The sequence below is a fragment of the Mesorhizobium sp. B3-1-7 genome, assembly GCF_006439385.1.
Taxonomy (GTDB): domain Bacteria; phylum Pseudomonadota; class Alphaproteobacteria; order Rhizobiales; family Rhizobiaceae; genus Mesorhizobium.
Genome location: NZ_VFTL01000040.1, coordinates 12,277 through 38,031, shown reverse-complemented (window position 1 = coordinate 38,031; position 25,755 = coordinate 12,277). Strand labels below are relative to the sequence as shown.

Sequence of the window (25,755 nt, the reverse complement as noted above, 5' to 3'; positions counted from 1 at the left end):
GCGTCTTCCATCCGCAATTGCGGGACGTCAGCCTATGCGGCGCAGTCTGTCAGATCGCGACCTGCGTGCCAATCTCCACCACGCGCCCGGTGGGAATCTGGAAATACTCCGTCGCGTCCGCCGCCGTTTTCGCCAGGCCGATGAACAGCCGGTCCTGCCAGATCGGCATGCCGGAATTGGGCGACGCCTTCAGCGAGCGCCGCGACAGGAAGAACGACGTCGTCATGATGTCGAACTTCCAGCCCTGCTTGCGGCAGATCGCCAGCGCGCGCGGGATGTTCGGCTGCTCCATGTAGCCGAAGGTCAAGGTCACGCGCATGAACAACTCGTTGACCGTCTCCAGCTTCACGCGCTCGCTGTCGGGCACCACCGGTTGCGGCGCCGTCACCACCGACAGGATGACGTTCTTTTCGTGCAGCACCTTGTAATGCTTGAGGCTGTGCATCAGCGCGGTCGGCGCGCTCAACGGATCGCTGGTCAGGAACACCGCGGTGCCGGACACCAGTTGCGGTTTCTTCTTCAGAAGGTTCCCCGCCAGGAAATCGAGCGGGATCTCGTTGCGGCGGGTCTTGTCGAACAGATAGCGGCTGCCGCGCACCCAGGTCCACATGCCAAGGATGATGGCGAAGGCGACCGCGAGCGACGCCCAACCGCCCTCGAACACCTTGACGATGTTGGAGGCGAAGAAGCCGATATCGATCAGGGCAAACACCGCGGTGAGCGCGATGGCCGGCCAGATGTTCCATTTCCAGATGCGCGTCATGACGATGAACAGCAGCGTCGTCGTCACCAGCATGTTGCCGGTCACCGAGATGCCATAGGCCGAGGCGAGCTTGCTGGATTCGCCGAAGCCGACCACGAGCATCATGACGACGAGCGCGATCAGCATGTTGACGCGCGGCATGTAGACCTGGCCGGACTGCTTTTCCGACGTATGCAGGATTTCCAGCCGCGGCAGCATGTTGAGCTGCACGGCCTGCCGGGTGAGCGAATAGGCGCCGGAGATCACCGCCTGGCTGGCGATGACCGTCGCCGCCGCCGCCAGCACCACCATCGGGATCAGCGCCCAGCCCTCGTTCATCTCGAAGAACGGATGGCCGACCGTCCCGCCCTTGGCAAGCACGAAGGCGCCCTGCCCGGCATAGTTCAAAAGCAGGCAGGGAAACACGATCGCCAGCCACGCCAGCACGATCGGCTTGCGGCCGAAATGGCCGAGGTCCGCGTAGAGCGCCTCGGCGCCGGTGACCGCCAGGAAGACGGCGCCGACCGTGACGAAAGACACATCCGGTGAATTGATGAAGAAGGCCACGATGTAATGCGGGCTTATGGCCCACAGGATTTCCGGGTCGTCGATGATGTGATTGAGACCGGACAGGCCGATCGCGAGAAACCAGACGGCGGTAACCGGGCCGAACACCAGGCCCACGCCGCCGGTGCCGAAGCGTTGCACAGCAAACAGCATCGCAAGGATCAAAAGGGTCAGCGGCACAACATAGGGCTGGAAGGCAGGCGTGACGACATTCATGCCCTCGACCGCCGACAGCACCGAGATGGCGGGCGTGATAACCGCGTCGCCGAAGAACAGCGATGCACCCACGATACCGATGCCCAGCACGATCGCCGAGCGTGTCGGGAAGGTACCGCGCGCCAGCGCCATCAATGACAGCACGCCGCCCTCGCCGCGGTTGTCGGCGCGCAACACGAACATGATGTACTTGATCGTCACCGTAATCGTGAGCGACCAGATGATCAGCGACAGCACGCCCAGAATGTCGGCGCGGTTGGCGACGTCGCCGCCCGAGGAAGCATGCAACGCTTCGCGAAACGCGTAGATCGGGCTGGTGCCGATGTCGCCATAGACCACGCCGAGCGCGCCCAGCATCAGCACCTTGGTGCTGTGCTGCTCTATTTCGGGATGGCTCGATTGGTCGACGGGTTCTGCCTCAGCACCATTGGCAAGGGCCATGGACGACACTCCGATAAAACGCGCGGTGCTCTACGCTTGCTGCGGTGCAATATCAAGTGCCCCGACGTAAGGGCTCCCATGCCGCCGACGCAGGGCTTTCAATATATGGTACGCGCGGGCTTCTTCATCCGGCGCAGATCGAGGCTGTCAGATCGCTACCTGCGTGCCGATCTCCACCACGCGCCCCGTCGGAATCTGGAAATACTCGGTCGCATCCGCGGCCGAGCGCGCCAGGCCGATGAACAGCCGGTCCTGCCAGACCGGCATGCCGGAATTGGGCGATGCCTTCAGCGAGCGCCGCGACAGGAAAAACGACGTCGTCATGATGTCGAACTTCCAGCCCTGCTTGCGGCAAATGGCCAGGGCGCGCGGAATGTTGGGCTGTTCCATGTAGCCGAAGGTCAGCGTCACCCGCATGAACAGCTCGTTGACCGTCTCCATCTTGACGCGCTCGCTGTCAGGCACCACCGGTTGCGGCGCCGTCACCACCGAGAGGATGACGTTCTTTTCGTGCAGCACCTTGTAATGTTTAAGGCTGTGCATCAGCGCGGTCGGCGCGCTCAGCGGATCGCTGGTCAGGAACACGGCGGTGCCCGAGACCAGCTGCGGTTTTTTCTTCAGCAGATTTGCCGCCAGGAAGTCGAGCGGGATCTCGTTGCGGCGCGTCTTGTCGAAAAGATAGCGGGTTCCGCGGATCCAGGTCCACATGATCAGGCCCATGAGGCAGGCGACAGTGATCGACACCCAGCCACCTTCGACGATCTTGACGACATTGGCCGAGAAGAAGCCGAGATCGATGACGCCGAACAGCATTGCCAGCGCCAAAGCAGCAGCAACCTGCCATTTCCACAGCCAGCGCATCACCACGAACAAAAGGATCGTCGTCATCAGCATCTCGCCCGTTACCGAAATGCCGTAGGCTGAAGCAAGCGCGCTCGAGCTACCGAAACCGACGACCAGGAGCATCACGCCGAGCGCGACCAGGAGATTGACCCTGGGCATATAGATCTGGCCGCTCTGCATCTCGGAGGTGTGCTGCACCTCGATGCGCGGCAGAAGGTTGAGCTGCACGGCCTGCCTTGTCAGCGAGAAGGCGCCGGAAATGACGGCCTGGCTGGCGATGACGGTGGCCGCCGTCGCCAGGCCGACCATCGGCATCAGCGCCCATTCGGGCAGCATCTGGAAGAACGGGTTGGTCGGCTTGCCGCCATGCGAAAGCACGAAGGCGCCTTGCCCGAAGTAATTCAGCAGCAGGCAAGGGAAAACGATTGCGAACCAGGCCATCACGATCGGCTTGCGGCCGAAATGACCCAGGTCGACATAAAGCGCCTCGGCACCGGTAACCGCCAGGAACACCGCGCCTACGGTGACGAAGGCGCCTGTCGGCGTGGTGGCCAGATAGTAGATCGCGTAATACGGGTTGATCGCCAGGAAGACGGATGGATCGTCGACGATGTGATAGAGGCCGGCCGCGCCGATCGCTACGAACCATGTCGCCGTCACAGGTCCGAACACCGCCGCCACTCTGCCCGTGCCGAAGCGCTGCACGGAGAAAAGCACGGCCAGAATGACCAGCGTGATCGGGACCACATAGGCATCGAGCGCCGGCGTGACCACTTCCAGGCCTTCGACCGCGGACAGCACGGAGATCGCCGGCGTGATGATCGAATCGCCGAAGAACAGCGCCGCGCCGCAAAGGCCGATCACCAGGATGAGCTTGGAACCTGGTGGGTAGGCGCTGCGCGCCAGCGACATCAGCGACAGCGTGCCGCCCTCCCCCTTGTTGTCGGCCCTGAGCACAAAGGCGACATATTTGATCGTGACGATGATGGTGAGCGCCCAGACGATCAGCGAAAGCACGCCGAGCACGTCATGGCGGGCAACCGAGCTCGACGAAGCATGCAGCGCCTCGCGGAAGGCGTAGATCGGGCTTGTGCCGATATCGCCATAAACGACGCCGAGCGCGCCAAGCATGAGAACCTTGGTGCTGTGCTGCCGCTCGGTTTCGGCATGGCCCGAACGTTCGAGGGATTCCGTCTCGCTGGTGTTGGCTAGCACCGTAAACCCCACTTCACCGGATTCGCCACGCTCCGGGGTCGCCGCATCGCGCGGGACACACAAAGACTGCCGAAACTACGCAAGGCGCCCTACCATCCGCAGGCCTTCAAGAACCGTCCGATCGTGCCGGCCATGCCATACTCCAGCGCATCGGCTGTCAACCCATGTCCGATCGATACTTCGGCCAATGCCGGAATACGCTTGGCCAATGCCGGCAGGTTCTTCACGGTCAGATCGTGGCCGGCATTGACGCCAAGCCCGGCCGCGAATGCGGCGTCAGCGGTTTTTCCCAATCTTTCCAGCTCCTTGGCCGCCTTTGCGGAATCGGAATGGAAGCCGCCATAGGGACCGGTATAGAGTTCGATGCGGTCGGCGCCGGTATCGCGAGCCGCGTTCACCCCATCCGGATCGGCGTCGGAAAACAGCGACACGCGGAACCCGCCCTTCTTCAGCCGCTTGACGATCGGTGTGAGGAACGCCGCCTGGGCGGCGAAGTTCCAGCCATGGTCCGAGGTTGCCTGCGCCGGGTCGTCCGGCACCAGCGTCACCTGCTCGGGCTGATGCTTCTCGACAAGCGCCAGGAAGTCCTCGGTCGGATAGCCCTCTATGTTGAATTCCGCGCTAGGAAATTCGTCGTCTATCAGCGCCCTGATCTCCGGCAGGTCGGAATGCCTGGTATGCCGCTCGTCGGGCCTTGGGTGCACCGTCAGCCCATGCGCGCCGGCGGCAAGGGCGATGCGGCCAAGTCCGGTGACGCTCGGCCATGGCAGGTCGCGGCGGTTGCGCAGCATGGCAACGGCGTTGAGGTTGACCGAAAGCTTGGCGGGCATGAACTGGGTCCAGTGGATCGGCGGGCATCTATAACGCCTTTAAGGGGAACAGATAGAGGGTTTCGGGTGTTCCAGGGGATAGATGGAGGCTAACACAAGGATTTGCCAGTGAATTTCCTCGAGGCCGTGCCGGCGATCCGCCGCATCGAAACCAACCGCGACGCGCTTTTCGCCATTGACGTCGTCGGCGATGTCTCGCCGGCCGATGCGGAAAATCTGTTCGGCCTGCTGGAGGCCGCCTACGCGCTGCATCCGAGGATCGACGTGCTGGTCAGGCTGACCGACGAGGAAAGCGTGGACTGGGCCAATATCTCGCAGGACACGCTTCGCCAGGGCGTAGCCGACGCAATGCAACATGTCGTGCGCTGCGCGGCCATCGGCGAGCCGAGCTGGGCTTCTCTCGTCACGGGCATTTTCCCCAAGGCGCTGTCCTTCGAATTCAGGCGCTTCGATGTCGACGATGAGGAAGCCGCCTGGCAGTGGCTTGGTGCAAGGCCGACATGATATTCGCGGACGTCAGCGCACCACCGTCAGCCGCTCGGCGGCGCGGGTGATGGCGGTATAGAGCCAGCGCTGCCGGGTCTCCTTGAAGGCCCAGCTCTCGTCGAACAGCACGACATCGTTCCACTGCGAGCCCTGCGCCTTGTGCACGGTCAGCGCATAGCCATAGTCGAAATCGTCGAAGCGCTTCTTCTGCTGCCAGGGAATCTCGGCATCCGGGTCCTCGAACGCCGCCTTGAGCAGCTTGATCTTGGCAACGCCGCGGTCGGGATCGTCCTCTTCCGGCGAGACCAGAAGGTTGATGCCGGGCTTCACCGTCTCGCGCGACGAGGTCATCACCTTCCACAGCGAACCATTGAGCAGCCCCTTGGCCGGATCGTTGCGCAGGCAGACCAGCTTGTCGCCCGCCTGCGGGAAGTCCGCGTTGAATCCCTTCAACTCGCGCAGCCTTTGATTGTAGCGCCGGCGCGTTCGGTTGGTCCCGACCAGCACCTGGTCGGCCTTGAGCACCAGCTCCTGGTTGACGCCTTCCCTGCCGATCACCTGCGCCGTGCCGTAGTCGCCATGCATGAATTCCCGGCCCTCGCGCACGTCGAGCGCCAGCCGGATGATGGGATTGTCGCGCGCCTGGCGGTGGATCTCGGTCAACAGCACGTCCGGTTCGTGTTCGGTGAAGAAGCCGCCGCCCGAGATCGGCGGCAGCTGCGCCGGATCGCCCAGCACCAGGATCGGCGTGCCAAAACTCTGCAGGTCGCGGCCGAGCTGCTCGTCGACCATCGAGCATTCGTCGATGACGACGAGCTTGGCGCGCGAAATCGGGCTTTGCCGGTTGAGCGAAAAGGTCGGCGACATCGATGTCTTGCCGGTCACCTCGTCTTCGACCGATTCCTCACCCTTCGGCCTATAGATCAGCGAATGGATGGTGCGGGCGTTGGTCGCGCCCTTGGAACGCAGCACCTGCGCCGCCTTACCCGTGAAGGCGGCGAACTGCACCTGCCCGTCGACATGCTCGGCGAAATAGCGCGCCAGCGTCGTCTTGCCGGTGCCGGCATAGCCGAACAGCCGAAAGACCTGCGGCCGGCCCTCTTTGAGCCAGCGCCCGACCGCCTTCAGAGCCTCATCCTGCTGGGGAGAAAATTCCATCAGTGCGACAGACCGGATTCGCAAGCGAAAGACAAGGTTGGCCGCCATATCGACCGTTGTCGGCTGCGGGCGCTCACGCTTCCGACAACCCAGGCTATCAGCCGTAAATAAGAACGTAAAGAGAACAAAAGGCCAATGCCGTGGGCGCAACCCAGTCCAGCGAGTGCAAGTCAGCCGTAGGCAGCCACTGCCGGGGGCGGGGGTGGATCACGGTCAGCCGTCGGAACGGGCGCGTAGTGGTCGAACTGCATCGTGTAGGTCGCGCGGTCCCGGCTCATCGAGCGCAGGTTGTCGAAGTACTTGAACATGGTGGCCAGCGGCACCATCGCGTTGACGACGATGGCTTCGCCGCGGCTTATCCGACTCTTGACCAGACCGCGGCGGCCGTGCAGGTCGCCGATAACGCTGATGACGTAGATTTCCGGCGTCACCACCTTGACCTTCATGATCGGTTCGAGCAGTTGCACGCCAAGTTTGGGCAGGGCTTCCTTGAAGCAGGCGCGGCCGGCGACCTCGAAGGCCAAGGCCGAAGAGTCGGTATCGTGAGAAGCCCCATCAACCAACGACGCCTTGACTCCGATCATCGGAAACCCGGCGAAGGGACCTGAGACCAGGATGCTGCGCACCCCTTTTTCGACTGCGGTGGCATATTCGTCCGCAACCGCGCCACCAGGAACCTTCGACGAGAATGCGAATTCCGGACTGTGCCCGTTCGGCTCGAACAGGATCTTGACGCGGGCGAACTGTCCTTGGCCGCCGAACTGCTTCTTATGCGTGTAGTCTTGCTCGCGGGCGTAGGTAATCGTCTCACGATAGGCCACCTGCGGAGCCCAGACCTTGAACGCGACTTCGAACTCAGTGAGCAGGCGATGGACGATGACGTCGAGGTCGAGTTCGGTCATCGCGGCCATGATCGTCTGGCCAGCTTCCTCGTCCCATTTCACTTCAAAGTCAGGCTGCTCCTCCGACAGTGTCGACAAGGCAGCGCGAAGCTTCTGCTCGTCGGCCGTGGACTTTGGCTCGATCACGATTTGCAGCAACGGCCATGGTGCGGCAGGTTTTTCCATAGTGACCGCACGGTTGCAGGCTGCTCCGATATTTGCAACCGAATATCGGGCCGAAATCCAGACTGAGATAACAGAAGCCTAAACTTGTCCCAGTGGCTGGCAAGTCGCGATCAGAGCCCCGGATCATTCTCCAGCAGGATCGGCTTGCCGTGCGGCGTCGCATGGGCGGCGCGCTCCCACGCGGCGGCGAGTTCATCGACCTCGCCCTTGCGGGCGACACCCTTCCTGGACAAAAGCTTCTCCAGCGCCGCCAGCCAATGCTCGTAATAATCGTGGCCGTCCCTTGCCGCGCCCGGCTGCTTCACCTCGGCGGACAAGGCCTCCGCCCACTCGCTCCACGAAAACAGGCCTTTTCCGTGCAGCGCGACAGTCAGCGCGAAGGCTTCAGCCTGCCACGGCTCGGCAAAGACCGGCTCGTCGAAGCCCGCAGGCAATGCGCCGTCATGCCGGCTCAAGATAGCTCTCCCAGGCGTCGATCGAAACGCTGAGCGTCGGATCGGCGCCCTCGCCCCAGATCTCCGGCCCCTCGAACACCACCGTGTAGACCCATTGCGGGTTCTCGCCCTTGCCATGCGCATTGCTGTCGGGGAAGACGAAGCCGCCGCGAACGGCATCGATCGTCCCGCTTTTGCCGCGCGCATAACGTGGGAGGCGCGTATGGCCGGTCGGGTTGAAATTCTTCGTCCGCACCTGGTCGCCCGCCTGGAACCGAGCCGGCGTGGCAATCGGCCGGTCGCATGGCCCGCCCTTGGCGAGTACCGCCGGCACGTCCGCCGCCTTCAGCACTCTTTTCGGCGTCGCGGCGGCATCGACCGCCTTGCCGGCGGCAAGGTCGCGCTCGCTGACGAAGCCATGGCGCTTCAGCAGCGCCTCCAGCGCCTTGATCCAGATCTGGTAGTAGCTCGACGAATAATAATCGGCGGGATGCAGCGATTCCCGCGCATGCCGGCTCTCGTCGATGTTCCAGGCCCCCATGCCGCCTGCGGTGAGCGTGACGCCGAGCGCCCGCCTTTCCCATGCGGCGTGGAAATAAGGCTCGTCCGTCTCGGGCGCGACCGGTCCGAACCCCATCTGCCCGCCAAGATCCTGCGGCCCGTTCATGCGGGTTCCTTCGCGACCGCCGTGCCGATCATCGCATCGCGGCTTACCAGCCCGGCGAGCTGTTCCTCGCTCCAGCCTTCCGTGTCCTTGGGCCGAATCGGCACCACGAGGTAGCGAAGCTCGGCCGTCGAATCCCAGACACGGATCTTCATCTCCGCCGGCAGCGTCAGCCCGAACTCCTCAAGCACGCCGCGCGGATCGATCACCGCCCGCGAACGGTAGGGCGGCGCCTTGTACCAGACCGGCGGCAGGCCGAGCACCGACCACGGATAGCAGGAGCAGAGCGTGCAGACGACGAGGTTATGCGTCTCATCGGTGTTGAATACGGCCTGCATGTGCTCGCCCTGGCGGCCGGTATAGGAGAGCGATCCGATCGCCGCGGTCGCGTCGCGCTTCAGCCAATCGGCGTAAGCCGGATCGCTCCAGGCCTTTGCCACCACCCGCGCACCGTTGCGCGGACCGATCTTGGTCTCATAGGTGTCGACGATGACGTCGATGGCCGCGGGATCGATCAGGCCCTTTTGCGTCAAAATCGTCTCAAGCGCGCGCACGCGCGCCGCGAACGGATCGAGCTCGTTGTCGTGGTCATGATCGTGGGCCATGTCACGAGGTTACGATTGCCCACACCGCGCCGCAAGCATGACGGCTTGGGCCAGAGCCGCCGCCTACTCGGCAGCGGTCTTTTGCGGGATATCGTCGTTGGTATCGAACAGCGAGGCTTGCTCGCCGCTTTCCACCACATGCAGCGCCGGCCTGCTCTTCTTCGAGAAGAAGCCGAGCAGCCAGCCGGAGAAATTCTCGAAATAGACGTAGATCACCGGCGTGACGAACAGCGTCAGCGCCTGCGAGGCGAGCAGGCCGCCGACCACCGCGACGCCGAGCGGCTGGCGCAGCTCGGCGCTGGCGCCGGTGCCGAGCGCGATCGGGAACGTACCCATCAACGCGGCAAGCGTCGTCATCATGATCGGCCGGAAACGCATCAGGCAGGCCTTGTGGATGGACTCCTTCGCCGACATGCCTTGACGCCTCAGCTCCAGCGCGACGTCGACCATCATGATGCCGTTCTTCTTGACGATGCCGATCAGCATCAGGATGCCGATCACCGCGATAACCGACAGGTCCATGCCGGCGAAGCGCAGCGCCACCACCGCGCCCAGCACCGCCGACGGCAGGCCGGTGAGGATGGTAAGCGGGTGGATGAAGCTCTCATAGAGCATGCCGAGCACGATGTAGATCGTCAGGATCGCGCCGCCGATCAGGAAGCCCTGGTTGGCAAGCGAATCCTGGAAGGTCTTGGCCGTACCGGCAAAGCTCGTCGAGATCTCCTTCGGCATGCCGATCTGCTCTTTGAGCTGCTCGATGCGGGTCACCGTGTCGCCGAGCGACACGCCCTGCGGCAGATTGTAGGAAACCGTCACCGCCGGAAGCTGGCCGAGCTGATTGACCGTCAGCGCGCCGGCCGTGCGGTCGACATGCGCGAAGGCGCCGAGAGGCACCAGGCTGCCGCTGGACGTCCGCATCTGGATGGCCAGCATTCGCTCCGGCGACCAGTTGATCTTGGGATCGAGCTCGGTGATCACCTCATAGCTGTCGGCCGAACCGAAGATCGTCGAAACCTGATCGGTGCCGAAGCCGCCATAGAGGGCCGAACGCAGCGTGTCGGTATCGATGCCGAGCTGGGCGGCCTTGTCGCGGTCTATCACCAGCGAGGCCTGCAATGCGTTGTTCTGCAGGTCGCTGGTGACGTCGGTGAAGATCGTGTGGTCCGCGGCCATCGCGTCGTCCAGCTTCTGCGCCCAGATGTCGGTCTGGCCGGTATCCAGGCCCTGCACCACGAGCTGATAGGCGCTGGCCGACGACCGTGAGCCCAGCCTGAGATTCTGCACCGGCTGCATATAGGCTTCGATGCCAGCCACATTCGAAAGTTGCCGCCTCAGGTCGGACTGGACCTTCTCGATGTCGGGGCGCTGGCTCTTGTCCTTCAGCTGCACATAGAGCCGGCCCTGGTTGAGCGCGCTTTGGCTGCCGCCCACCGACCACGCGACATGCGTCACATAGGGAGAATGGGAGAATACATCGGCGACCTTGCCCTGCAGCTTGACCATGGCGTCGAAGGAGATGTCCTGGCGCGCAAGCGTGGTCACCGAGATCTGGCTGATATCCTCCTGCGGAAAGAAGCCCTTCGGCGAAACCTGGATCAGCCACACCGAGGCCGCCGCGGTTGCGACGAAGACGAGGAACACCAGGAAGGTGTTTCGCAGGCAGAAGCCCAGGATCCGGTCGTAGCCGCGCGTGATGAAATCCGGCTTGTGACCGGGGGCATGCTTTTCGCGATCGGCCTTGCTCACCGACAGCAGGCGCGAGCAGAGCATTGGCGTCAGCGTCAGCGACACGAACATCGAGGCCAGGATGGCGACGGTCACCACGACCGCGAATTCGTTGAAGATGCGGCCGATGACGCCGCCCATCAGCAGCACCGGGATGAACACCGCCACCAGCGAGATCGAGATCGAGATGATGGTGAAGCCGATTTCGCGCGCGCCCTTCAGCGAGGCGTCGAAGGCCGACAGCCCGTCTTCTTCCATGTGGCGGAAGATGTTTTCCAGCATGACGATGGCGTCGTCGACGACAAGGCCGACGGCAAGCGTCAGGCCCATCAGCGAGATGTTGTCGATCGAAAAGCCGAACAGGAACATCGCGCCGAGCGTGGCGATCAGCGAGATCGGCACCGCCACGGCCGGAATGATCGTCGCCGTCACCCGCCGCAGGAACACGAAGATCACCATCACCACCAAGGCGATGGTCAGGAGCAGCGTGAACTGGACGTCGTCGACGGCTTGCCGGATCGAGGTCGAGCGGTCGTTGAGCAGCTTGATGCTGGCCGCCCCCGGCATCTGGTCCTGGAAGGATGGCAGCATCGCCTTGACCTTGTCGACCACCTCGACGGTGTTGGCGTCGGGCTGGCGCTGGACCGCGAGGATGATGGCGCGCGTGCCGTCATACCAGCTTGCCGTCGTCGTGGTCTCGACCGAGTCGACGACGCGCGTCACCTCGCCCAGCCGCACCGGGTGACCATTCTTGGTGGCGATGATCAGGTTGGAGAAGCCAGCGGCGTTGTCGAGCTGTGTGTTGGCGGTGATGGTCAGCTGCTGCTTGTTGTTCTGCAGGACGCCGAGCGGCGTGTTGCTGTTGGCCGAAGCGATCGCAGCCTGCAGCTGATCGATCGAGATGCCGCGCGCGGCCAGCGCGGTCGGATCGATCTGGATGCGCACGGCATATTTCTGCTGGCCGTAAATCGAGACCTGGGCCACACCGTCGATGGTCGACAGAGAAGGTGAAATGACGTTTTCGGCGAAGGCGTCGAGATCGGTCAGCGGGACCGTGTCGCTGACCAGCGACATCAGAAGGATCGGCGCGTCGGCCGGATTGACCTTGCGATAGCTCGGCGGCGCCGTCATTTCCGGCGGCAGCGATTTTTGCGTGCGCGCGATCGCCGCCTGGACGTCCGCCGCCGCCGCGTCGATGTCGCGGTTGAGCACGAACTGGATGGCGATCGAAGTCTGGCCGAGCGAATTGGTGGTCGAAATCGAATCGATGCCGGCGATCGTCGCGAATTGCTTGATCAGCGGCGTCGCCACCGATGTCGCCATCGTCTCCGGCGAGGCGCCGGGCAAGCTGGCCGAGACGTTGACCACCGGAAATTCGGCGCTGGGCAGCGCCGCCACCGGCAGGAACTTGTAGGCAAAGATGCCGCCCAGAATGAGGGCGAACGACATCAGAAGGGTGGCGACGGGCTTGCGGATGCAGAATTCGGAGATCATTGGCTCGCCCCGCCGGCCTTGTCGGCCTCCGCGACCTTGGGCGATGCCTGATCAGTGGATCCGGCCACGGCTTTGCCTTCGTGCACCGCCGCGCCGTTCTTCAATCGCGTCTGGCCTTCGACGACGACCTTGTCGCCGCTCTTGAGACCATCGCTGATGGCGCTGTTCTGGCCCTCGGTCAGCGCCACCTGCACCGGCCGCATCTCGACGGTGTTGTCCGGCTTGACCACATAGACGAACGGGCCCTTCTGGCTGGGTTGCACCGCGACCGTCGGAACCGAGGTCATCTGCGGCATCGTGCCGGCCTCAAGCACCACGTTCACATATTGCCCGGGCCACAGCGAAAGATCTGGATTGGGTATGCTCGCCCGCGTGGCGATGGTGCCGGAGGCAGTATCGACGCTGGAATCGACGAAATCGAGCGTGCCCTTGCCGATCGGCGTGGGATCGCCGTCCTTGGTCAGCGTCACGTCGCCTTGCTGCGGGTCGGCGAGCGCCTTGTGCAACAAGGCAAGGTTGCTCTCGGGCAGTGTGAAGTTCACCTGCAGCGGGTCTATCTGCGTGATGGTGACCAGCGGCGTCGAACTGCTCGAGTTGCCGTTGCTGGTGGTGACGAGATCGCCCACCGAGACGTTGACGGCGCCGAGCCGGCCCGCGATCGGCGCCGTAATCGTCGCGTAGCTCAATTGCACGGTGTCGGCATCGATGGTCGCCTTGTCGGCGTCGATGGTGGCGGCCGCGGCCTTCTGCGCCGCCAGCGCCTGATCGTAGGTCTGCTGCGTGCCGGCCTGCTTGGCGACGAGGTCCTTGGCGCGCTGCAGGTCGGCCTGGGCGCTCACCAGCATTGCCTGGTCCTTGGTGAGCGTCGCCTGGTCCTTGGCGAGTTGCGCCTTCAGCGCGCGGTCGTCGAGCGAGATGAGAAGATCACCGGCCTTGACCATCTGCCCGTCCTTGACCGCGATCGACACGATCTGGCTGGAAACACGGGCATTGATGCTGACCACCGCCGGCGACGAGACGAAGCCGATGGCATAGCGGCGTATCGGGAAATCGGCGGTCGTCGCGGTCGCCGACACGATCGACGCCGAACGCCCGCTGCCGCCTTTCGCATTATCCGATGCACTGGCTGTCTTGTCACCGCTGGCCGTCTTGTCCGCGGCGGCAGCGCCAGCCTGCTTGCCCGAAATGAGCTCCTGGACCTTGGCCAACGTCGTGGGCGAAAAATAGAGCCCGGCGCCCGCCAGACAGGCGACCGCTACAACTGCAAAGGCGATTTTTCCGCGCATCGACAAATAAGCCCTCTACCCGACACGCCGATCCCGGTGGTCCATCTTAGCTCGATTCACGGCCCTTCGCCGCGATTTTCGCCGAATAGATAGGACAAGGCTTTGGCGGAAAAGGGCCAAAACGCGGGATTACGAAGATTTAATGTGCAGTGCACAAATGTTAGGCAGCCGGCAAACGAGGTCGCGAGCAGCTCTGCGGCCCATCGGAAAGGCTGTCTAGATGTGTTGAGATTCAGGTCAGGCCGGCCTCACCTGAATATCGATACACCTAACGGAGCATCGGCCACAGCGTCGCCGCCAGCAGCACGCCCATGGCAATGTTGAACCATTTCAGCCGCACCGGATCCGACAGGAAGCCGCGCAGCGCCGTGCCAAAGCCGGCCCACACCGAAACGCTGGGCAGGTTGACGATGGTAAAGGCGATCGAGATCAGCGCCACCGAGACGAACGGGTGATCGGAATTGGTGTAGACGGCCATGGCGGTGATGGCCATCACCCATGCCTTGGGGTTGACCCACTGGAACGCAGCGGCGTCGATGAAGCGCATTGGCCGCCCCTGCGCCCCTTTTCCGTCGCTTATCGAGCGCGACATGGCGATCTTCCAGGCGAGGTAGAGCAGGTAGGCGGCGCCCGCGATCTTCAGCGCCGTATGCAGCGCCGGAAACGCCGTCAGCACCGCGCCGAGCCCGAAGCCGACGGCGAGCAGCAGGACCAGAAAGCCGATGCTGATGCCCAGCATGTGCGGAACCGTCCTGGCGATGCCGAAATTGACGCCGGAAGCGAGCAGCATGAGGTTGTTCGGTCCCGGCGTGATCGACGTCACGAAGGCGTAGACCAGCAGGGCAAGGAATGCGTCGAGCGACATGTTATCCTCCCCGATATGTCAGCCTTACTGTCTTTTTTAGCACATGCGCAAAAGCCAGAAACAGGCAACCGCCGGGCCAAAGCTGAAAACAGGATGGTCGTCCTGTTCACATCCCCTGCGGGCCGCGGTTCATCGCCGCCACCCCGGTGCGGCAGATCTCGACCAGGCCGAGCGGCTTCATGATGGCGATGAACTGGTCGAGCTTGGACCCCTTGCCGGTGATCTCGAAGATGAAATGCTCGGTGTTGGCGTCGATGACCGAGGCGCGGAAAGCATCCGCAAGGCGAAGCGCCTCGACCCGGGCGTCGCCGGTGCCGGCGACCTTGACCAGCGCGAGTTCGCGTTCCAGCGGCCGCTCCTGCCCAAGCTCATGCGAGCGCACGGTCAGATCGACCACCCTGTGCACCGGCACGATGCGTTCGAGCTGGTGCTTGATCTGCTCCATCACGTGCGGCGTGCCGCGCGTCACGATGGTGATGCGCGACAGATGCCGTTCGTGCTCGGTCTCGGAAACGGTAAGGCTCTCGATGTTGTAGCCGCGACCGGAAAACAGGCCGATGACGCGGGCAAGCACGCCCGGCTCGTTGTCGACCAGCACGGAGAGCGTATGCGTTTCCGGCTTCTCGGTTTCCTTGGCGATGAAATAGGCGGAGCCGGTCGGTTGAAGGTGCTGTGCGTTCATAAGGTGAATCTCGATTTCAGACTTTTGAGCTAATTCTCTGTTTGCGCACGGCTTTCTCGCGACAGCCCCGCCTTTGTGGCTGCCTACACCAGTTCCCTGCCCTTGGCGTCGATGGCGTTGGCCACCGCCTCGTCGGTCGCCTCGCCCGGCAGGAGCATCTCGTTGTGCGCCTTGCCCGACGGGATCATCGGGAAGCAGTTGGCCAAGGTCGCCACGCGGCAGTCGAACAGCACCGGCTTCTTCACCGAGATCATCTCCTTGATCGCGTCGTCGAGCTCGTCCGGCTTGTCGCAGCGTATGCCATGGCCGCCATAGGCCTCGGCCAGCTTGACGAAGTCCGGCATCGCTTCGGTGTAGGAATGCGACAGCCGGTTGCCGTGCAGCAGCTGCTGCCACTGCCGCACCATGCCCATATACTGGTTGTTCAGGATGAAGATCTTGATCGGCGCATTGTACTGCACCGCCGTGCTCATCTCCTGCATCGTCATCTGCACCGAGGCGTCGCCGGCGATGTCGACGACCAGCGCATCCGGATGCGCGATCTGCACACCGAGCGCGGCCGGCAGGCCGTAACCCATGGTGCCCAGGCCGCCCGACGTCATCCAGCGGTTCGGCTTGTCGAAATGATAGTGCTGCGCCGCCCACATCTGGTGCTGGCCGACCTCGGTGGTGATGTAGGTGTCCTTGTCCTTGGTCAGCTCGTAGAGCCGCTGGATCGCGTATTGCGGCATGATCACGTCGTTGTTCATCTTGTAGGCGAGCGAGTCCCGCGCGCGCCATTTCGCGATCTGCTCCCACCATGGATAGAGCGCCTTCTTGTCGGTCTTGGCGGTCGCCCGCCACAGTCGCACCAGGTCCTCCAGCACCCGGCCGACGTCGCCGATGATCGGCACGTCGGTGTGAACGTTCTTGTTGATCGAGGACGGATCGATGTCGATGTGGATCTTCTTCGAGCTCGGCGAGAACGCGTTGAGACGGCCGGTGATGCGGTCGTCGAAGCGCGCGCCGATGCAGATCATCACGTCGCAGTCATGCATGGCCATGTTGGCTTCATAGGTGCCGTGCATGCCGAGCATGCCAACCCAGTTCTTGCCCGACGCCGGATAGGCGCCGAGCCCCATCAGCGTCGAGGTGATCGGGAAACCGGTGAGGTCGACCAGCTCGCGCAGCAAGTGGCTCGCTTCCGGACCGGAATTGATGACGCCGCCGCCCGAATAGATGATGGGCTTCTTGGCGGCTGCCATCAACTCGACGGCGGCCTTCACCTTCTCCAGGTCGCCCTGGACCTTGGGTTGATAGCTGGTGCGCGGCGCCGTCTGCGGCGGCACATAAATGCCCTTGGCGAACTGCACGTCCTTGGGAATGTCGACCACGACCGGGCCGGGACGGCCGGTGGTCGCGACATGGAAAGCCTCATGGATGGTGGCGGCGAGTTGGTTGACGTCCTTCACCAGCCAGTTGTGCTTGGTGCAGGGCCGCGTGATACCGACGGTGTCGCATTCCTGGAACGCGTCGGAGCCGATCAGCGATGTCGGCACCTGGCCGGTGAGGCAGACCAGCGGAATGGAATCCATCAGCGCGTCCTGCAGCGGCGTCACCGCATTGGTGGCGCCGGGACCGGACGTCACCAGCATGACGCCCGCCTTGCCGGTCGAACGGGCATAGCCTTCGGCGGCATGGCCGGCACCCTGCTCGTGCCGGACCAGGATGTGCTCGACATCGTCTTGTTGAAAAATTTCATCATAAATTGGGAGAACGGCGCCGCCCGGATAGCCGAAGACATGCTTGACGCCGTTGTCCTTCAGCGCTTGCACCACCATTTCGGCGCCTGTCATTTCGCGCCGCTCGTTCTGTCCGTTGCTCATCGGTCTGGTCCCGTACTGTCCGCCATCTGGCGATTTGCTGGTCGTTTAGTCGTGTTTCAGGCAATAAAAAAGGCCCCCGAGGGAGCCTGTGTGATGCGCATGGGAGGTTTTCGCCCGGCGGTTACACCGCCTTGCCCACACGCCTGCCTACGAGAATGAGTGCCGTTTTCATGGGCGCGGACAATAAAGGCGAAAACGCGGGCTCGTCAATGGGGTCCAGCGCGAATTCACCCGCCTGTGAGAACGACATCGGCGCGCGCTCCCATCCCACAGCTACCATAGTACAGTTGAGCGTCCCTCTCCGACGCACCACTATGCGCTGGCAGAGGACGTGCGAGGAGGACGCAGGGCTGGCGAACGAGAGCATATCCGCGAGATCGAGCAGGTGCTGTCCGGCGCGCGATCGGCCCGCGACGACATCGTCGTTCAATCCTGGATGCGCTGCATCGACACGCATCGGCTCGATCGGCTCGGCCGATCGAAATCTACATTGCCCTAACAGATTGATTTCATTGTAATCCTTGATGAACGTCACGATTGGCACGCCGCTTGCTGCTCATGACGGACTCTAGCAAGTGGAGGAGAACAAATGCTCGAGAGAACACCCACCACCAAGGCGCAGGCGCTGCTCGACAAGTTCGGCAAGGCATTGGAAGCCGGCGACATCGACAGCGCCGTCAACTGCTTCCAGGCCGATTGCTACTGGCGCGACCTCGTCACCTTCACCTGGAACCTGAAGACGATGGAAGGCCGCGACCAGATCCGCGACATGCTGCAGGCGACGCTGGCCAGCACCAAGCCGACCGGTTGGGCGGTGGCCAAGGGCGAGGAAGCGAACGAGGACGGCGGCGTCATCACCGCCTGGATCACTTTCGAGACCGGCGTGGCGCGCGGCTTTGGCCTCGTGCGGTTCAAGGGCGACCTGATCTGGACCCTGCTCACGACGATGGCGGAGTTGAAAGACCATGAGGAGAAGGCGGGCTTCACCCGCCCCCTCGGCGCCAAGCATGGCCACGGCAAGGACCGCAAGACGTGGCGTGAAGAGCGCGACGACGAGATCGCCGAGCTCGGCCACTCCCGACAGCCCTATGTCGTCATCATCGGCGGCGGCCAGGGCGGAATCGCTCTTGGAGCTAGGCTGAAACAACTAGGCGTGCCGGCCATCATCATCGAGAAGAACGAACGCCCAGGCGATTCCTGGCGCAGACGCTACAAGTCGCTCTGCCTGCACGACCCGGTCTGGTACGATCACCTGCCCTATATCGACTTTCCGAAGAACTGGCCGGTCTTCGCGCCGAAGGACAAGATCGGCGACTGGTTGGAAATGTACACCAAGGTGATGGAGCTCAACTATTGGAGCTCCACTACGGCGAAATCCGCCAAATACGACGACAAGGCCAAGGAATGGACGATCGTCGTCGAGCGCGACGGCAAGGAGATCACGCTCAAGCCCAAGCAGCTTGTGCTGGCGACCGGCATGTCGGGCAAGGCAAACTGGCCGAGATACAAGGGCCAGGATATCTTCAAGGGCGAGCAGCAGCATTCATCGACCCATCCCGGCCCGGATAAATACCGCGGCAAGAAGGTGGTGGTCATCGGCTCCAACAACTCGGCGCACGACATCTGCGCGGCGCTGTGGGAAGGCGGCGCCGACGTGACCATGGTGCAGCGATCCTCCACGCACATCGTGAAATCCGACACGCTGATGGATATCGGCCTCGGCGCCCTCTACTCCGAGCAGGCGGTCGAGAACGGCATGACGACGCGCAAGGCCGACATGATCTTCGCTTCGCTCCCCTACCGCATCCTGCACGAGTTCCAGATCCCGCTCTACGAGCAGATGAAGGAGCGCGACGCGAAATTCTACGACGACCTGGAAAAGGCCGGCTTCATGCTCGACTGGGGCGACGACGGCTCGGGCCTGTTCATGAAATACCTGCGACGCGGCTCCGGCTACTACATCGATGTCGGCGCCTGCGACCTCGTCATCGACGGGTCGATCAAGCTGAAGAGCGGACCGGGCGCCGCGGTGCAGGAACTCACCGAAACCGGCGTGAAATTCGTCGACGGCACGGAATTGCCGGCCGACCTGGTGATCTATGCGACCGGCTATGGCTCGATGAACGGCTGGGCCGCGGACCTCATCTCACAGGACGTCGCCGACAAGGTCGGCAAGGTTTGGGGTTTGGGTTCCAGCACCACCAAGGACCCCGGCCCTTGGGAAGGCGAGCAGCGCAACATGTGGAAGCCGACGCAGCAGCAAGCGCTGTGGTTCCACGGCGGCAACCTGCACCAGTCTCGGCACTACTCGCAGTACCTGTCGCTGCAGCTCAAAGCCAGGCAGGTCGGCTTGCCGACGCCTGTCTATGGGCTGCAGGAGGTCTATCACAAGGGATAGCTGCCCGCCCGTGCAAAAGACCCGCGCGGCGTCTCCGCCGCGGGTTTCAGTTCAGGCCCTGAGCACCACGCCCCTCGCCTTGGCCCAACGCTCGACAACCTTGCGCTCCTCCGGCAAGGCCAGACGGTTGCCGAAGCCGCGGACCTGGACCGCGCGGTTCTGCGGATCGAGCTCGATCGTCAGGAGCCGCTCGATCTTGCCCAGCGCGATGCGCCGCAGCACCCAGATCGAGGCGTTGCCGGCGATACATTTGGCCGCGTATGTCGAAACGCAGTGATGCATCGCGCGGCTCTCGGCGACCAGGTCCTCGGCGGTCTTCAACTGCCGAACGAAGAAACGCTCGCCGCGCACCTTCGCTTCCTTGGCCGATGGCTGCCATTCCCAGTCCTCCAGGCGCGAGCCGTCCCAGGCACCGCGCTCGGCCGGCGTTCCGGCGCCTCGCTGGTTGCGTCCGGCGGCGCGCCGGCGCATGGCCTCGATGCGCTCGATCGCGGCGATGTCGCGATGCCAGTTCAACATCTGCCGGCGCAGCGAGGCAAGCGTGCGCCCCTTCAGGCTGTAGGCCGCATCACGCTGATGCATGGCGCCGATGTAATCGCACAGATCGTCGATCTCCTCCTTCGAGGCGGAATATCCGCAGAAGAAGCGAGCCACCTCGCGCCAGAATGCCAACTCGTGGCGCGGCGTGCGCGCGATCTTGGTACGCGCAAGCCGAGCCGCCAATCCCTGGTCATCCGTGTAGGACCGGGCGATCGCCAGCCAGAACGCCTCGGCGAAACCAAAATCGCCGGAGACATTCAGGAAGCAATGCACCTCCTTGCGCGACAGCCATGCGTTGGCGCCCGCCTTATAGAGCGAGTGGCCACGCGCCACCGTCACATACCAGGCCTTGCGGAACGCAATCTCGTTGGCGTCCAGGCCGGTGCTGTCCAACCAGACGCTCTCGAGCGCGGCCGAAACTGGATAACGCGCATAGAGATGGCGCGCCGCGGCCAGCCGCAGGCGCGCGCGGTCGCGCGTCTTCAGCTTCGGGCGCCACTGCGCGCCGTCGCGGATCGCCATGCCCGCAAAGCCCGAGCGTGCATCGTCCAGCGCCCGCTCGAAATCCGGAACGGGACGCGTGGCGGCGAAAACCTGCCGCAGCCTTGCATCATAAGCTTCAATGCGTTCGCGCTCGGCGTCCTGCCTGCGCTGGATCATGGACCTTGCCATGGCCGTTCTTCCCTATTGGAACCCTGTCAGCCGCGCGCATTTCCAGCGTCGGCACGGATCGTGACGATCTGGATTGCGGGGTCATTGACAGGTCTCCTCTCAGGGATGACGGGTTATGGATGGCGGGCTCTCTAGGGTCCGAGCAAAGATGACGCAAGCGCCATTCTCTCAATGTTTACAATAGCCTGCTTGAGCGTTGCAAAGGCGCATCTGAGGCTTCCAGGCAGCCGGCATCGTTCGCGGAAAGCGCTCAGCTCACCGTCGTTGGCCCCGCACGGTCGACCGCGCGGAAAAGATAACTGCCCACCGCGGATCGCGGTCGGCGCTCGCACCGTCAGGAAGTTTGAAACCGCGGTAGCGGGTCAACCGGTCCGTCCGCCGCGAAGGCGCGTAATGCGTGAACAGGATCTCATCGTCGCCTCCATCAAAAGCGTTGTGGGTACCGGCACGGCCATTGAAAACCAACTGGCCGCATGTAGGGCGCGGCTAATACATCTGTTTGAGCACGACAGCAAGGCGCCGGCTATGCTCGGCATCGCCGGGTTCGAACGAGGCCCCGACATTCCGCCCATTGGGACTGGACGCAATTGGACCCGGTGCGCGAACACTTGCAACCTGGAGGCGGTCGCGGGAGCCGTCTGGCCGGTATCCAATCCGGTTATACTCGGCTAGGCCGCCGTTTCCGCCGCGAACCTCTTCACCACGCGCTCCAGCAGCGGCACGTAATCGCGAAAGGCGCGCGTCTTCATATTGGCGACCTTGCCCCCCTCGTCCCAGATGCGTACCCGCACCGCTTCGTCGTGGAAGGGGTTGCTGCGAAACTCGGCCACTTCCTCGGCATTCATCGGCCCGCCCTGCAGCGACAGCGTATGCACCGAGGCCGCCGACAGCTTGCCGAAATAGGTCGGATCGGTGGCGCACAGATAGCGCTTGGCCGAGACATGCAGCCTGACGCACTCGACGATGACCGGCGGAAAGAAGGGCGCCAGCACCTCGCCGCCCGCCTCGTCATGGTGCTTGTCCTCGACGTCGTCGGGCGAATAGGTGCCGAACTCGCTGGTATAGTGGCCGATGTCGTGCAGCAGCGCCGCAGCTACCAGTTCCTCCGGTGCGCCGTCCTGCTCGGCCAGCCACGCGCCCTGCAGCATATGTTCCGACATGGTGACCGGCTCGCCGAGATAGGATTCCGCGCCGCGACGCTCGAAGATATCGGCGATGAATTCGACGATGTTGCCCGTGTTCAATTCATTCGGGTTCATTCCGCCGCCTCCTTGAAACCATGCTCGATCGCCGCCAGCGTCGACAACAGGCCATCCTTGTCGGCGTAGCAGCCCTGCAGCCAGCGTTTGCCGCTGCCGGAAAACGCCTTGCGCGCGTGCATGACGCGGGTGTTGTCGACGATGAAGGATTCTCCCGCCTCGAGCTTGAAGGTCACCTCGAAGGCCGGATCCTCGATCAGTTCGGCGAACCGGCGGTAGGCCGCATAATACTTGTCCATCTCGGCGAACGGCACGTCCACCGCCGGCGCCAGCGAGCGGTTGTTGAAGCGGATGCAGATCAACTCGCCATCGGGCCCGAGCTCGATCATCGGCCGCTTCGACTGCAGCCGCACGCCCGACGAGCCGGCATATTCGAAGCGCGCCGGATAGGAAGAGAGCAGCCGGAAGCCGTCCGGGTTCTCCGCCTGAAGCGCCGCCGCCACCGCGAACCCGTCGACGACGCTGGATTCGCCGCCTTCCACCGTGTTCTCGATGCAGGCCAGGATCTGCAGCGTCGGCACCGGATCCCGATAGGGATTGTCGGTATGCGCCTGCAGGCCAAGATTGGTGTAGGCGAGATTGTTCGGGTTGACCTCGGCGCGCACTTCGAACCAGCGCCCGTAATTGGTCTCCCGGATGTAGCCGAAGAGGTCAGCCACCTTGCACAGCGCGCCGGATTCCGTGGGCAGGCCATCCATGACGGCAAAGCCATAGGCCCGCACCGCCGAAAGCCATTCGCGCAGGACGCCGCGGTCATGCAAGGCCGCCGCGTAGCTGGCGCGCGGCACCGAATTCTGCATTGCCGACTTGGTCCAGCGCTGAATGACGTCGCCCGTCCAGCCGAGCTGCCGAGATTCGACGCGATCATAGGCGTTGGCCCACAGCCACTGGGCCGGGAAGCTGACTGTCTTGTCCTCGGGCACGAACCTGACCTCCAGCGCCCCGCCCTTGATCGAGGCTGAGCCGATCCGCGTCCCGGCCGGAATGTCGAGGATGGTGATCAGCCGCTGGCCGTTGCCGGCGCTGCGCGTCTTGTCGTCCAGCGCATTGTCGCGCAGCCACATGGCGTGGAAGCGGCTCACCGCTCCGTCTTTCCAGCCAAGCTCGATCGTTCGTCCGTCGTCGCCAAGCATTACCGTCGCCAACATATCCCGAAAGCTCCCATCCTCTAACGCCACCGCAGGTACGGATTGCATGGTGGCTTCATCGAAGGCATAATTCAAATTATCGTTTTGTGGGTAATGGCACTAAATTTATGATGGCTGAAGAAGCTTTCGACACGATGCCTCCGCTCGACCGGCTGCGCAGTTTCGAGGCCGCCGCCCGCCTGTCGAATTTCACCGCCGCGGCTGCCGAGCTCGGGCTCACCCAGGCCGCGGTCAGCCAGCACATCCGTTTCCTGGAAGAGCGGCTGAAGACGCGATTGTTCGCGCGCCTGGCGCGCGGCGTGGCGCTGTCGCCGGAAGGCGCGGCCTACCTCCCCCACATCCAGTCGGCATTCGCGACCATCGGCAACAGCACGAAAGAGCTGTTCGAGCCGCGCGCCGTGCAGACCGTCAGCATACGCGTTCCCATTTCCTTCGCCCTGCTGGTGCTGGTGCCGGCTCTTCCCGACCTGGCAAAGGCGCTGCCGCGCGTCAGGCTCGATCTGGTGACCATCCATCGGCCGACCGATTACGACCAGCCGGGCTCGGCGCTCGACATACGCTTCGGCAACGGGTCCTTTCCCGGTCGCGAGACCGACCGGCTGACCGTCGAGCGGCTCGTTCCGGTCGCGGCTCCGCCGCTCGCCCGAGACGCCGATTGGACATCGTTGCCGCTGCTCCTGGTGGCAGGCGCGCGCGAGATGTGGGCGGAATGGTTTGCCGCCTCGGGGCTCGTCGGTCATTCCCGGCGCTCGCATCGCTTCGACAGTTTCGTCGCCGCCTTGGAAGCGGCCAAGACCGGCGCCGGAGCGCTGCTCGGCTCGCGGCCGCTCATCGACACGGCTCTCAAGGAAAAGGCTCTCGTCAGGCTTTCGGATTTCGAGCTTTCGAGCCCATCGGGCCATTTCCTGACAAGACCGTCATCGTCACGGCTGTCCGGCGCCGAGCAGGATTTTCGCCGCTGGCTTCTGTCGCGCATCGCCAGGATTTCAGGATAGCGCGTCGGCCGCTCTCCCTATCCGTTTCCAGTAGATAAGGGTGCCGGTCAGCCCGCCATGCGGCTTGAGCGCGAAATCGGGGATCTCACCGCACAAGGTGAAACCAAGTTTCTCATAAAGCCCGGCCGCGCCCTCTTCGCTCGCCGTGTCCAGCACCAGCAGCGTACGACCTTTCTCGACGGCCAATTTCTCCGCTGCCCGCATCAGCCCCGTCGCGACGCCTTTGCCGCGATGGTCCCGGCCGGTCATCAGCTTCGCGATCTCGGCGCGGTGCGGTTGATTGGATGGGAAATCGAGCAACAGGGTGACGGTGCCGGCAAGCGCCTCGCCCCGCCATGCGCCGAGCACCGCCCTTTCGCCGCGCGCGGCCCCGGCAAGCGACTTGCGCCAGAAGTCCCGCGCCGCTTCCAGCGACAGCGGATGCATGAAGCTCACCGATCCGCCGGTGGCGACCGTCTCGATCAAGAGAGCGGACAGTTGGGCTACGGTCGCCGCGTCGTGGATCAACGCCCGGATTTCAAGGGAGTTCATTCTGGTGCTCTCCAGAGGTCTCGGGAACGAGGTCATTCGAAATGGCTGGTTCGCTTGCGTCGGCGCGCCCGCCTGATTTCGGCGATACGGTCGGCGTCGTCCTCGCTGAGATGGCGCCCGCGCTCCAGGATCTCCAGCGTATATTCCTCATAGGTCAGCCCGAGCCGCTCGGCCCGTTCCAGCCGCATCAGCATGACGGCGTGGCTTGGCGCCTTCCAGGCCTTGTCGTGAGCGGCGCGCCAGGCGAGGAAGATATAGGCGTCGCCCTTGCCCCAGGGCGGGCCGTCATAGTCGTCGAGCGGCGGCCCGCCATTATGCGAGCGCTTTGGCCGGCGAAACATCGCAATCAGTCCCTGACCAGCGCCACGAGATACTCCGCCGCATCCGGTCCGGGAGCATGAAAGACACAATCCGAGGGCGCCCCCAGCGCCAGGCAGTCGCCGGGCTCGAGCCTGTGCACCAAATCGCCCTCGGTGAAGTCCAGCCTTCCGTCGATCAGCCATACCTGCTGCTTGATGAAGGTGTAGGATGCGGCGGGAAGGCTGACCTTGGCGCCCGCCGGCAGGCTGACCCTGATCAGTTCGAGCGGCATCCGCGATGCCGGCGACAGATGACGTCTGATGTAACCGGTTGCCGGATCCTGCCAGACCGGCTGCTCGTCCTTGCGCGAAACGCCGCCGCCCTGCATCTCGGCTCGTGCGATCAGCGTCGACAGCGTTATGCCGAAGGCCGCCGCGATGCGCACCAGGAGCGCCGCGGTCGGACTGGTCGTACCGCGTTCGATGGCGCTCAGCATCGCCTTCGAAACGTCCGAGCGCTCGGCCAATTCGGCCAGCGACCAGCCCCTCACCGTCCTTTCGGAGCGTATTCGTCTGCCGATAGTGGCGCTGATGTCGTTCGATATACCATCCATTCGTCCAATATATCGGAATTCCGCACGATGGGAAGAGGTTGTTCGATCGAATTGTCGCGGCTGGCTTAACGCTGCCTACACCATTCGACCTCACCTGACTTTAACCCCGATTGG

22 protein-coding genes and 1 pseudogene are annotated in these 25,755 nt (G+C 63.5%); 3 read left to right on the top strand and 20 right to left on the bottom strand.

What is annotated here, in order from left to right:
- Positions 1 to 49: 49 nt before the first annotated feature.
- The 3 genes from FJ417_RS27410 to FJ417_RS27400 form a co-directional block, all read right to left on the bottom strand.
- Positions 50 to 1,966, bottom strand: a complete 1,917-nt coding sequence (locus tag FJ417_RS27410; RefSeq protein ID WP_140644240.1) for a potassium transporter Kup — start codon at positions 1,964 to 1,966, stop codon at positions 50 to 52.
- Between the two features lie 147 nt (positions 1,967 to 2,113).
- Positions 2,114 to 3,940, bottom strand: a complete 1,827-nt coding sequence (locus tag FJ417_RS27405; protein ID WP_246687559.1) for a potassium transporter Kup — start codon at positions 3,938 to 3,940, stop codon at positions 2,114 to 2,116.
- Positions 3,941 to 4,113: 173 nt separating this feature from the next.
- Complete coding sequence (locus FJ417_RS27400; RefSeq protein ID WP_140705813.1) at positions 4,114 to 4,854, bottom strand: pyridoxine 5'-phosphate synthase; 741 nt, start codon at positions 4,852 to 4,854, stop codon at positions 4,114 to 4,116.
- A gap of 108 nt (positions 4,855 to 4,962) precedes the next feature.
- Here FJ417_RS27400 and FJ417_RS27395 point away from each other — a divergent pair, with 108 nt between their 5' ends.
- Complete coding sequence (locus tag FJ417_RS27395; RefSeq protein WP_140785579.1) at positions 4,963 to 5,358, top strand: STAS/SEC14 domain-containing protein; 396 nt, start codon at positions 4,963 to 4,965, stop codon at positions 5,356 to 5,358.
- 12 nt (positions 5,359 to 5,370) lie between these two features.
- Here the strand turns inward: FJ417_RS27395 and FJ417_RS27390 are convergent, their stop codons facing one another.
- The 11 genes and pseudogenes from FJ417_RS27390 to FJ417_RS27340 form a co-directional block, all read right to left on the bottom strand.
- Complete coding sequence (locus tag FJ417_RS27390; protein WP_140655181.1) at positions 5,371 to 6,498, bottom strand: ATP-dependent RecD-like DNA helicase; 1,128 nt, start codon at positions 6,496 to 6,498, stop codon at positions 5,371 to 5,373.
- 170 nt (positions 6,499 to 6,668) lie between these two features.
- Positions 6,669 to 7,583: pseudogene (gene fusA / locus FJ417_RS27385) on the bottom strand (elongation factor G); the annotation flags it as partial.
- A gap of 92 nt (positions 7,584 to 7,675) precedes the next feature.
- Positions 7,676 to 8,020: a nitrile hydratase accessory protein gene (locus FJ417_RS27380; protein WP_140785577.1), complete on the bottom strand. Its 345-nt coding sequence runs from the start codon at positions 8,018 to 8,020 to the stop codon at positions 7,676 to 7,678.
- Positions 8,007 to 8,666, bottom strand: coding sequence for a nitrile hydratase subunit beta (nthB, locus tag FJ417_RS27375; RefSeq protein ID WP_140785576.1), 660 nt, complete (start codon positions 8,664 to 8,666; stop codon positions 8,007 to 8,009). The genes FJ417_RS27380 and nthB overlap by 14 nt, the downstream gene beginning before the upstream one ends.
- Positions 8,663 to 9,268: a nitrile hydratase subunit alpha gene (gene nthA / locus FJ417_RS27370; RefSeq protein WP_140785575.1), complete on the bottom strand. Its 606-nt coding sequence runs from the start codon at positions 9,266 to 9,268 to the stop codon at positions 8,663 to 8,665. The genes nthB and nthA overlap by 4 nt, the downstream gene beginning before the upstream one ends.
- Positions 9,269 to 9,331: 63 nt before the next feature.
- A complete protein-coding gene (locus FJ417_RS27365) occupies positions 9,332 to 12,487 on the bottom strand; it encodes an efflux RND transporter permease subunit (RefSeq protein WP_140785574.1) in 3,156 nt (1,051 codons plus the stop codon).
- The gene (locus tag FJ417_RS27360) at positions 12,484 to 13,773 is read right to left on the bottom strand and encodes an efflux RND transporter periplasmic adaptor subunit (protein ID WP_140785573.1); all 1,290 of its coding nucleotides are present in this window, start codon (positions 13,771 to 13,773) and stop codon (positions 12,484 to 12,486) included. Before FJ417_RS27360 ends, FJ417_RS27365 begins: the two co-directional genes overlap by 4 nt.
- A gap of 268 nt (positions 13,774 to 14,041) precedes the next feature.
- The gene (locus tag FJ417_RS27355) at positions 14,042 to 14,638 is read right to left on the bottom strand and encodes a LysE family translocator (RefSeq protein WP_140785572.1); all 597 of its coding nucleotides are present in this window, start codon (positions 14,636 to 14,638) and stop codon (positions 14,042 to 14,044) included.
- A gap of 106 nt (positions 14,639 to 14,744) precedes the next feature.
- Positions 14,745 to 15,320 carry an acetolactate synthase small subunit gene (ilvN, locus tag FJ417_RS27350; protein WP_140644219.1) on the bottom strand — a complete coding sequence of 192 codons (576 nt, stop codon included), beginning with the start codon at positions 15,318 to 15,320 and terminating at the stop codon, positions 14,745 to 14,747.
- Positions 15,321 to 15,403: 83 nt separating this feature from the next.
- A complete protein-coding gene (locus FJ417_RS27345; protein WP_140785571.1) occupies positions 15,404 to 17,185 on the bottom strand; it encodes an acetolactate synthase 3 large subunit in 1,782 nt (593 codons plus the stop codon).
- 121 nt (positions 17,186 to 17,306) lie between these two features.
- Entirely contained in the window at positions 17,307 to 17,720 is a 414-nt protein-coding gene (locus FJ417_RS27340) for a hypothetical protein (RefSeq protein WP_140785570.1), read from the bottom strand.
- A 54-nt stretch (positions 17,721 to 17,774) separates the two neighbouring features.
- On the opposite strand from FJ417_RS27340, the gene FJ417_RS27335 reads away from it, so the two are divergent.
- Positions 17,775 to 19,583 carry an NAD(P)/FAD-dependent oxidoreductase gene (locus FJ417_RS27335; protein ID WP_140785569.1) on the top strand — a complete coding sequence of 603 codons (1,809 nt, stop codon included), beginning with the start codon at positions 17,775 to 17,777 and terminating at the stop codon, positions 19,581 to 19,583.
- Positions 19,584 to 19,634: 51 nt separating this feature from the next.
- Here the strand turns inward: FJ417_RS27335 and FJ417_RS27330 are convergent, their stop codons facing one another.
- From FJ417_RS27330 to FJ417_RS27320, 3 genes are all read right to left on the bottom strand, one after another.
- On the bottom strand, positions 19,635 to 20,795 hold the full coding sequence (locus FJ417_RS27330) for a PcfJ domain-containing protein (protein ID WP_140785568.1): 1,161 nt from the start codon (positions 20,793 to 20,795) through the stop codon (positions 19,635 to 19,637).
- A gap of 668 nt (positions 20,796 to 21,463) precedes the next feature.
- Complete coding sequence (locus FJ417_RS27325) at positions 21,464 to 22,054, bottom strand: HD domain-containing protein (protein WP_140785567.1); 591 nt, start codon at positions 22,052 to 22,054, stop codon at positions 21,464 to 21,466.
- On the bottom strand, positions 22,051 to 23,202 hold the full coding sequence (locus FJ417_RS27320) for a gamma-butyrobetaine dioxygenase (protein ID WP_140785566.1): 1,152 nt from the start codon (positions 23,200 to 23,202) through the stop codon (positions 22,051 to 22,053). The genes FJ417_RS27325 and FJ417_RS27320 overlap by 4 nt, the downstream gene beginning before the upstream one ends.
- A gap of 110 nt (positions 23,203 to 23,312) precedes the next feature.
- Here FJ417_RS27320 and FJ417_RS27315 point away from each other — a divergent pair, with 110 nt between their 5' ends.
- Positions 23,313 to 24,197, top strand: a complete 885-nt coding sequence (locus tag FJ417_RS27315) for a LysR family transcriptional regulator (protein ID WP_181183312.1) — start codon at positions 23,313 to 23,315, stop codon at positions 24,195 to 24,197.
- Here FJ417_RS27315 and FJ417_RS27310 read toward each other — a convergent pair.
- From FJ417_RS27310 to FJ417_RS27300, 3 genes are read right to left on the bottom strand one after another with little or no spacing between them, the layout of a single operon-like run.
- Entirely contained in the window at positions 24,189 to 24,728 is a 540-nt protein-coding gene (locus FJ417_RS27310) for a GNAT family N-acetyltransferase (protein WP_140785565.1), read from the bottom strand. The two genes, FJ417_RS27315 and FJ417_RS27310, sit on opposite strands and share 9 nt — an antisense overlap.
- A gap of 32 nt (positions 24,729 to 24,760) precedes the next feature.
- Entirely contained in the window at positions 24,761 to 25,069 is a 309-nt protein-coding gene (locus tag FJ417_RS27305) for a hypothetical protein (RefSeq protein ID WP_140785564.1), read from the bottom strand.
- Positions 25,070 to 25,074: 5 nt separating this feature from the next.
- Complete coding sequence (locus FJ417_RS27300; RefSeq protein WP_140655142.1) at positions 25,075 to 25,641, bottom strand: XRE family transcriptional regulator; 567 nt, start codon at positions 25,639 to 25,641, stop codon at positions 25,075 to 25,077.
- Positions 25,642 to 25,755 lie beyond the last annotated feature (114 nt).

Excerpts from the sequence above, each read along its gene's own strand:
- FJ417_RS27410 (WP_140644240.1), bottom strand. The coding sequence starts at position 1,966 with ATGGCCCTTGCCAATGGTGCTGAGGCAGAACCCGTCGACCAATCGAGC.
- FJ417_RS27405 (WP_246687559.1), bottom strand. The coding sequence starts at position 3,940 with ATGCTTGGCGCGCTCGGCGTCGTTTATGGCGATATCGGCACAAGCCCG.
- nthB (WP_140785576.1), bottom strand. The coding sequence starts at position 8,666 with ATGAACGGGCCGCAGGATCTTGGCGGGCAGATGGGGTTCGGACCGGTC.
- FJ417_RS27330 (WP_140785568.1), bottom strand. The coding sequence starts at position 20,795 with ATGGCAAGGTCCATGATCCAGCGCAGGCAGGACGCCGAGCGCGAACGC.
- FJ417_RS27335 (WP_140785569.1), top strand. The coding sequence starts at position 17,775 with ATGCTCGAGAGAACACCCACCACCAAGGCGCAGGCGCTGCTCGACAAG.
- FJ417_RS27325 (WP_140785567.1), bottom strand. The coding sequence starts at position 22,054 with ATGAACCCGAATGAATTGAACACGGGCAACATCGTCGAATTCATCGCC.
- FJ417_RS27400 (WP_140705813.1), bottom strand. The coding sequence starts at position 4,854 with ATGCCCGCCAAGCTTTCGGTCAACCTCAACGCCGTTGCCATGCTGCGC.
- nthA (WP_140785575.1), bottom strand. The coding sequence starts at position 9,268 with ATGGCCCACGATCATGACCACGACAACGAGCTCGATCCGTTCGCGGCG.
- FJ417_RS27360 (WP_140785573.1), bottom strand. The coding sequence starts at position 13,773 with ATGCGCGGAAAAATCGCCTTTGCAGTTGTAGCGGTCGCCTGTCTGGCG.
- FJ417_RS27305 (WP_140785564.1), bottom strand. The coding sequence starts at position 25,069 with ATGTTTCGCCGGCCAAAGCGCTCGCATAATGGCGGGCCGCCGCTCGAC.
- FJ417_RS27345 (WP_140785571.1), bottom strand. The coding sequence starts at position 17,185 with ATGAGCAACGGACAGAACGAGCGGCGCGAAATGACAGGCGCCGAAATG.
- FJ417_RS27300 (WP_140655142.1), bottom strand. The coding sequence starts at position 25,641 with ATGGATGGTATATCGAACGACATCAGCGCCACTATCGGCAGACGAATA.
- FJ417_RS27390 (WP_140655181.1), bottom strand. The coding sequence starts at position 6,498 with ATGGAATTTTCTCCCCAGCAGGATGAGGCTCTGAAGGCGGTCGGGCGC.
- FJ417_RS27320 (WP_140785566.1), bottom strand. The coding sequence starts at position 23,202 with ATGTTGGCGACGGTAATGCTTGGCGACGACGGACGAACGATCGAGCTT.
- FJ417_RS27310 (WP_140785565.1), bottom strand. The coding sequence starts at position 24,728 with ATGAACTCCCTTGAAATCCGGGCGTTGATCCACGACGCGGCGACCGTA.
- FJ417_RS27315 (WP_181183312.1), top strand. The coding sequence starts at position 23,313 with ATGGCTGAAGAAGCTTTCGACACGATGCCTCCGCTCGACCGGCTGCGC.
- ilvN (WP_140644219.1), bottom strand. The coding sequence starts at position 15,320 with ATGAACGCACAGCACCTTCAACCGACCGGCTCCGCCTATTTCATCGCC.
- FJ417_RS27365 (WP_140785574.1), bottom strand. The coding sequence starts at position 12,487 with ATGATCTCCGAATTCTGCATCCGCAAGCCCGTCGCCACCCTTCTGATG.
- FJ417_RS27355 (WP_140785572.1), bottom strand. The coding sequence starts at position 14,638 with ATGTCGCTCGACGCATTCCTTGCCCTGCTGGTCTACGCCTTCGTGACG.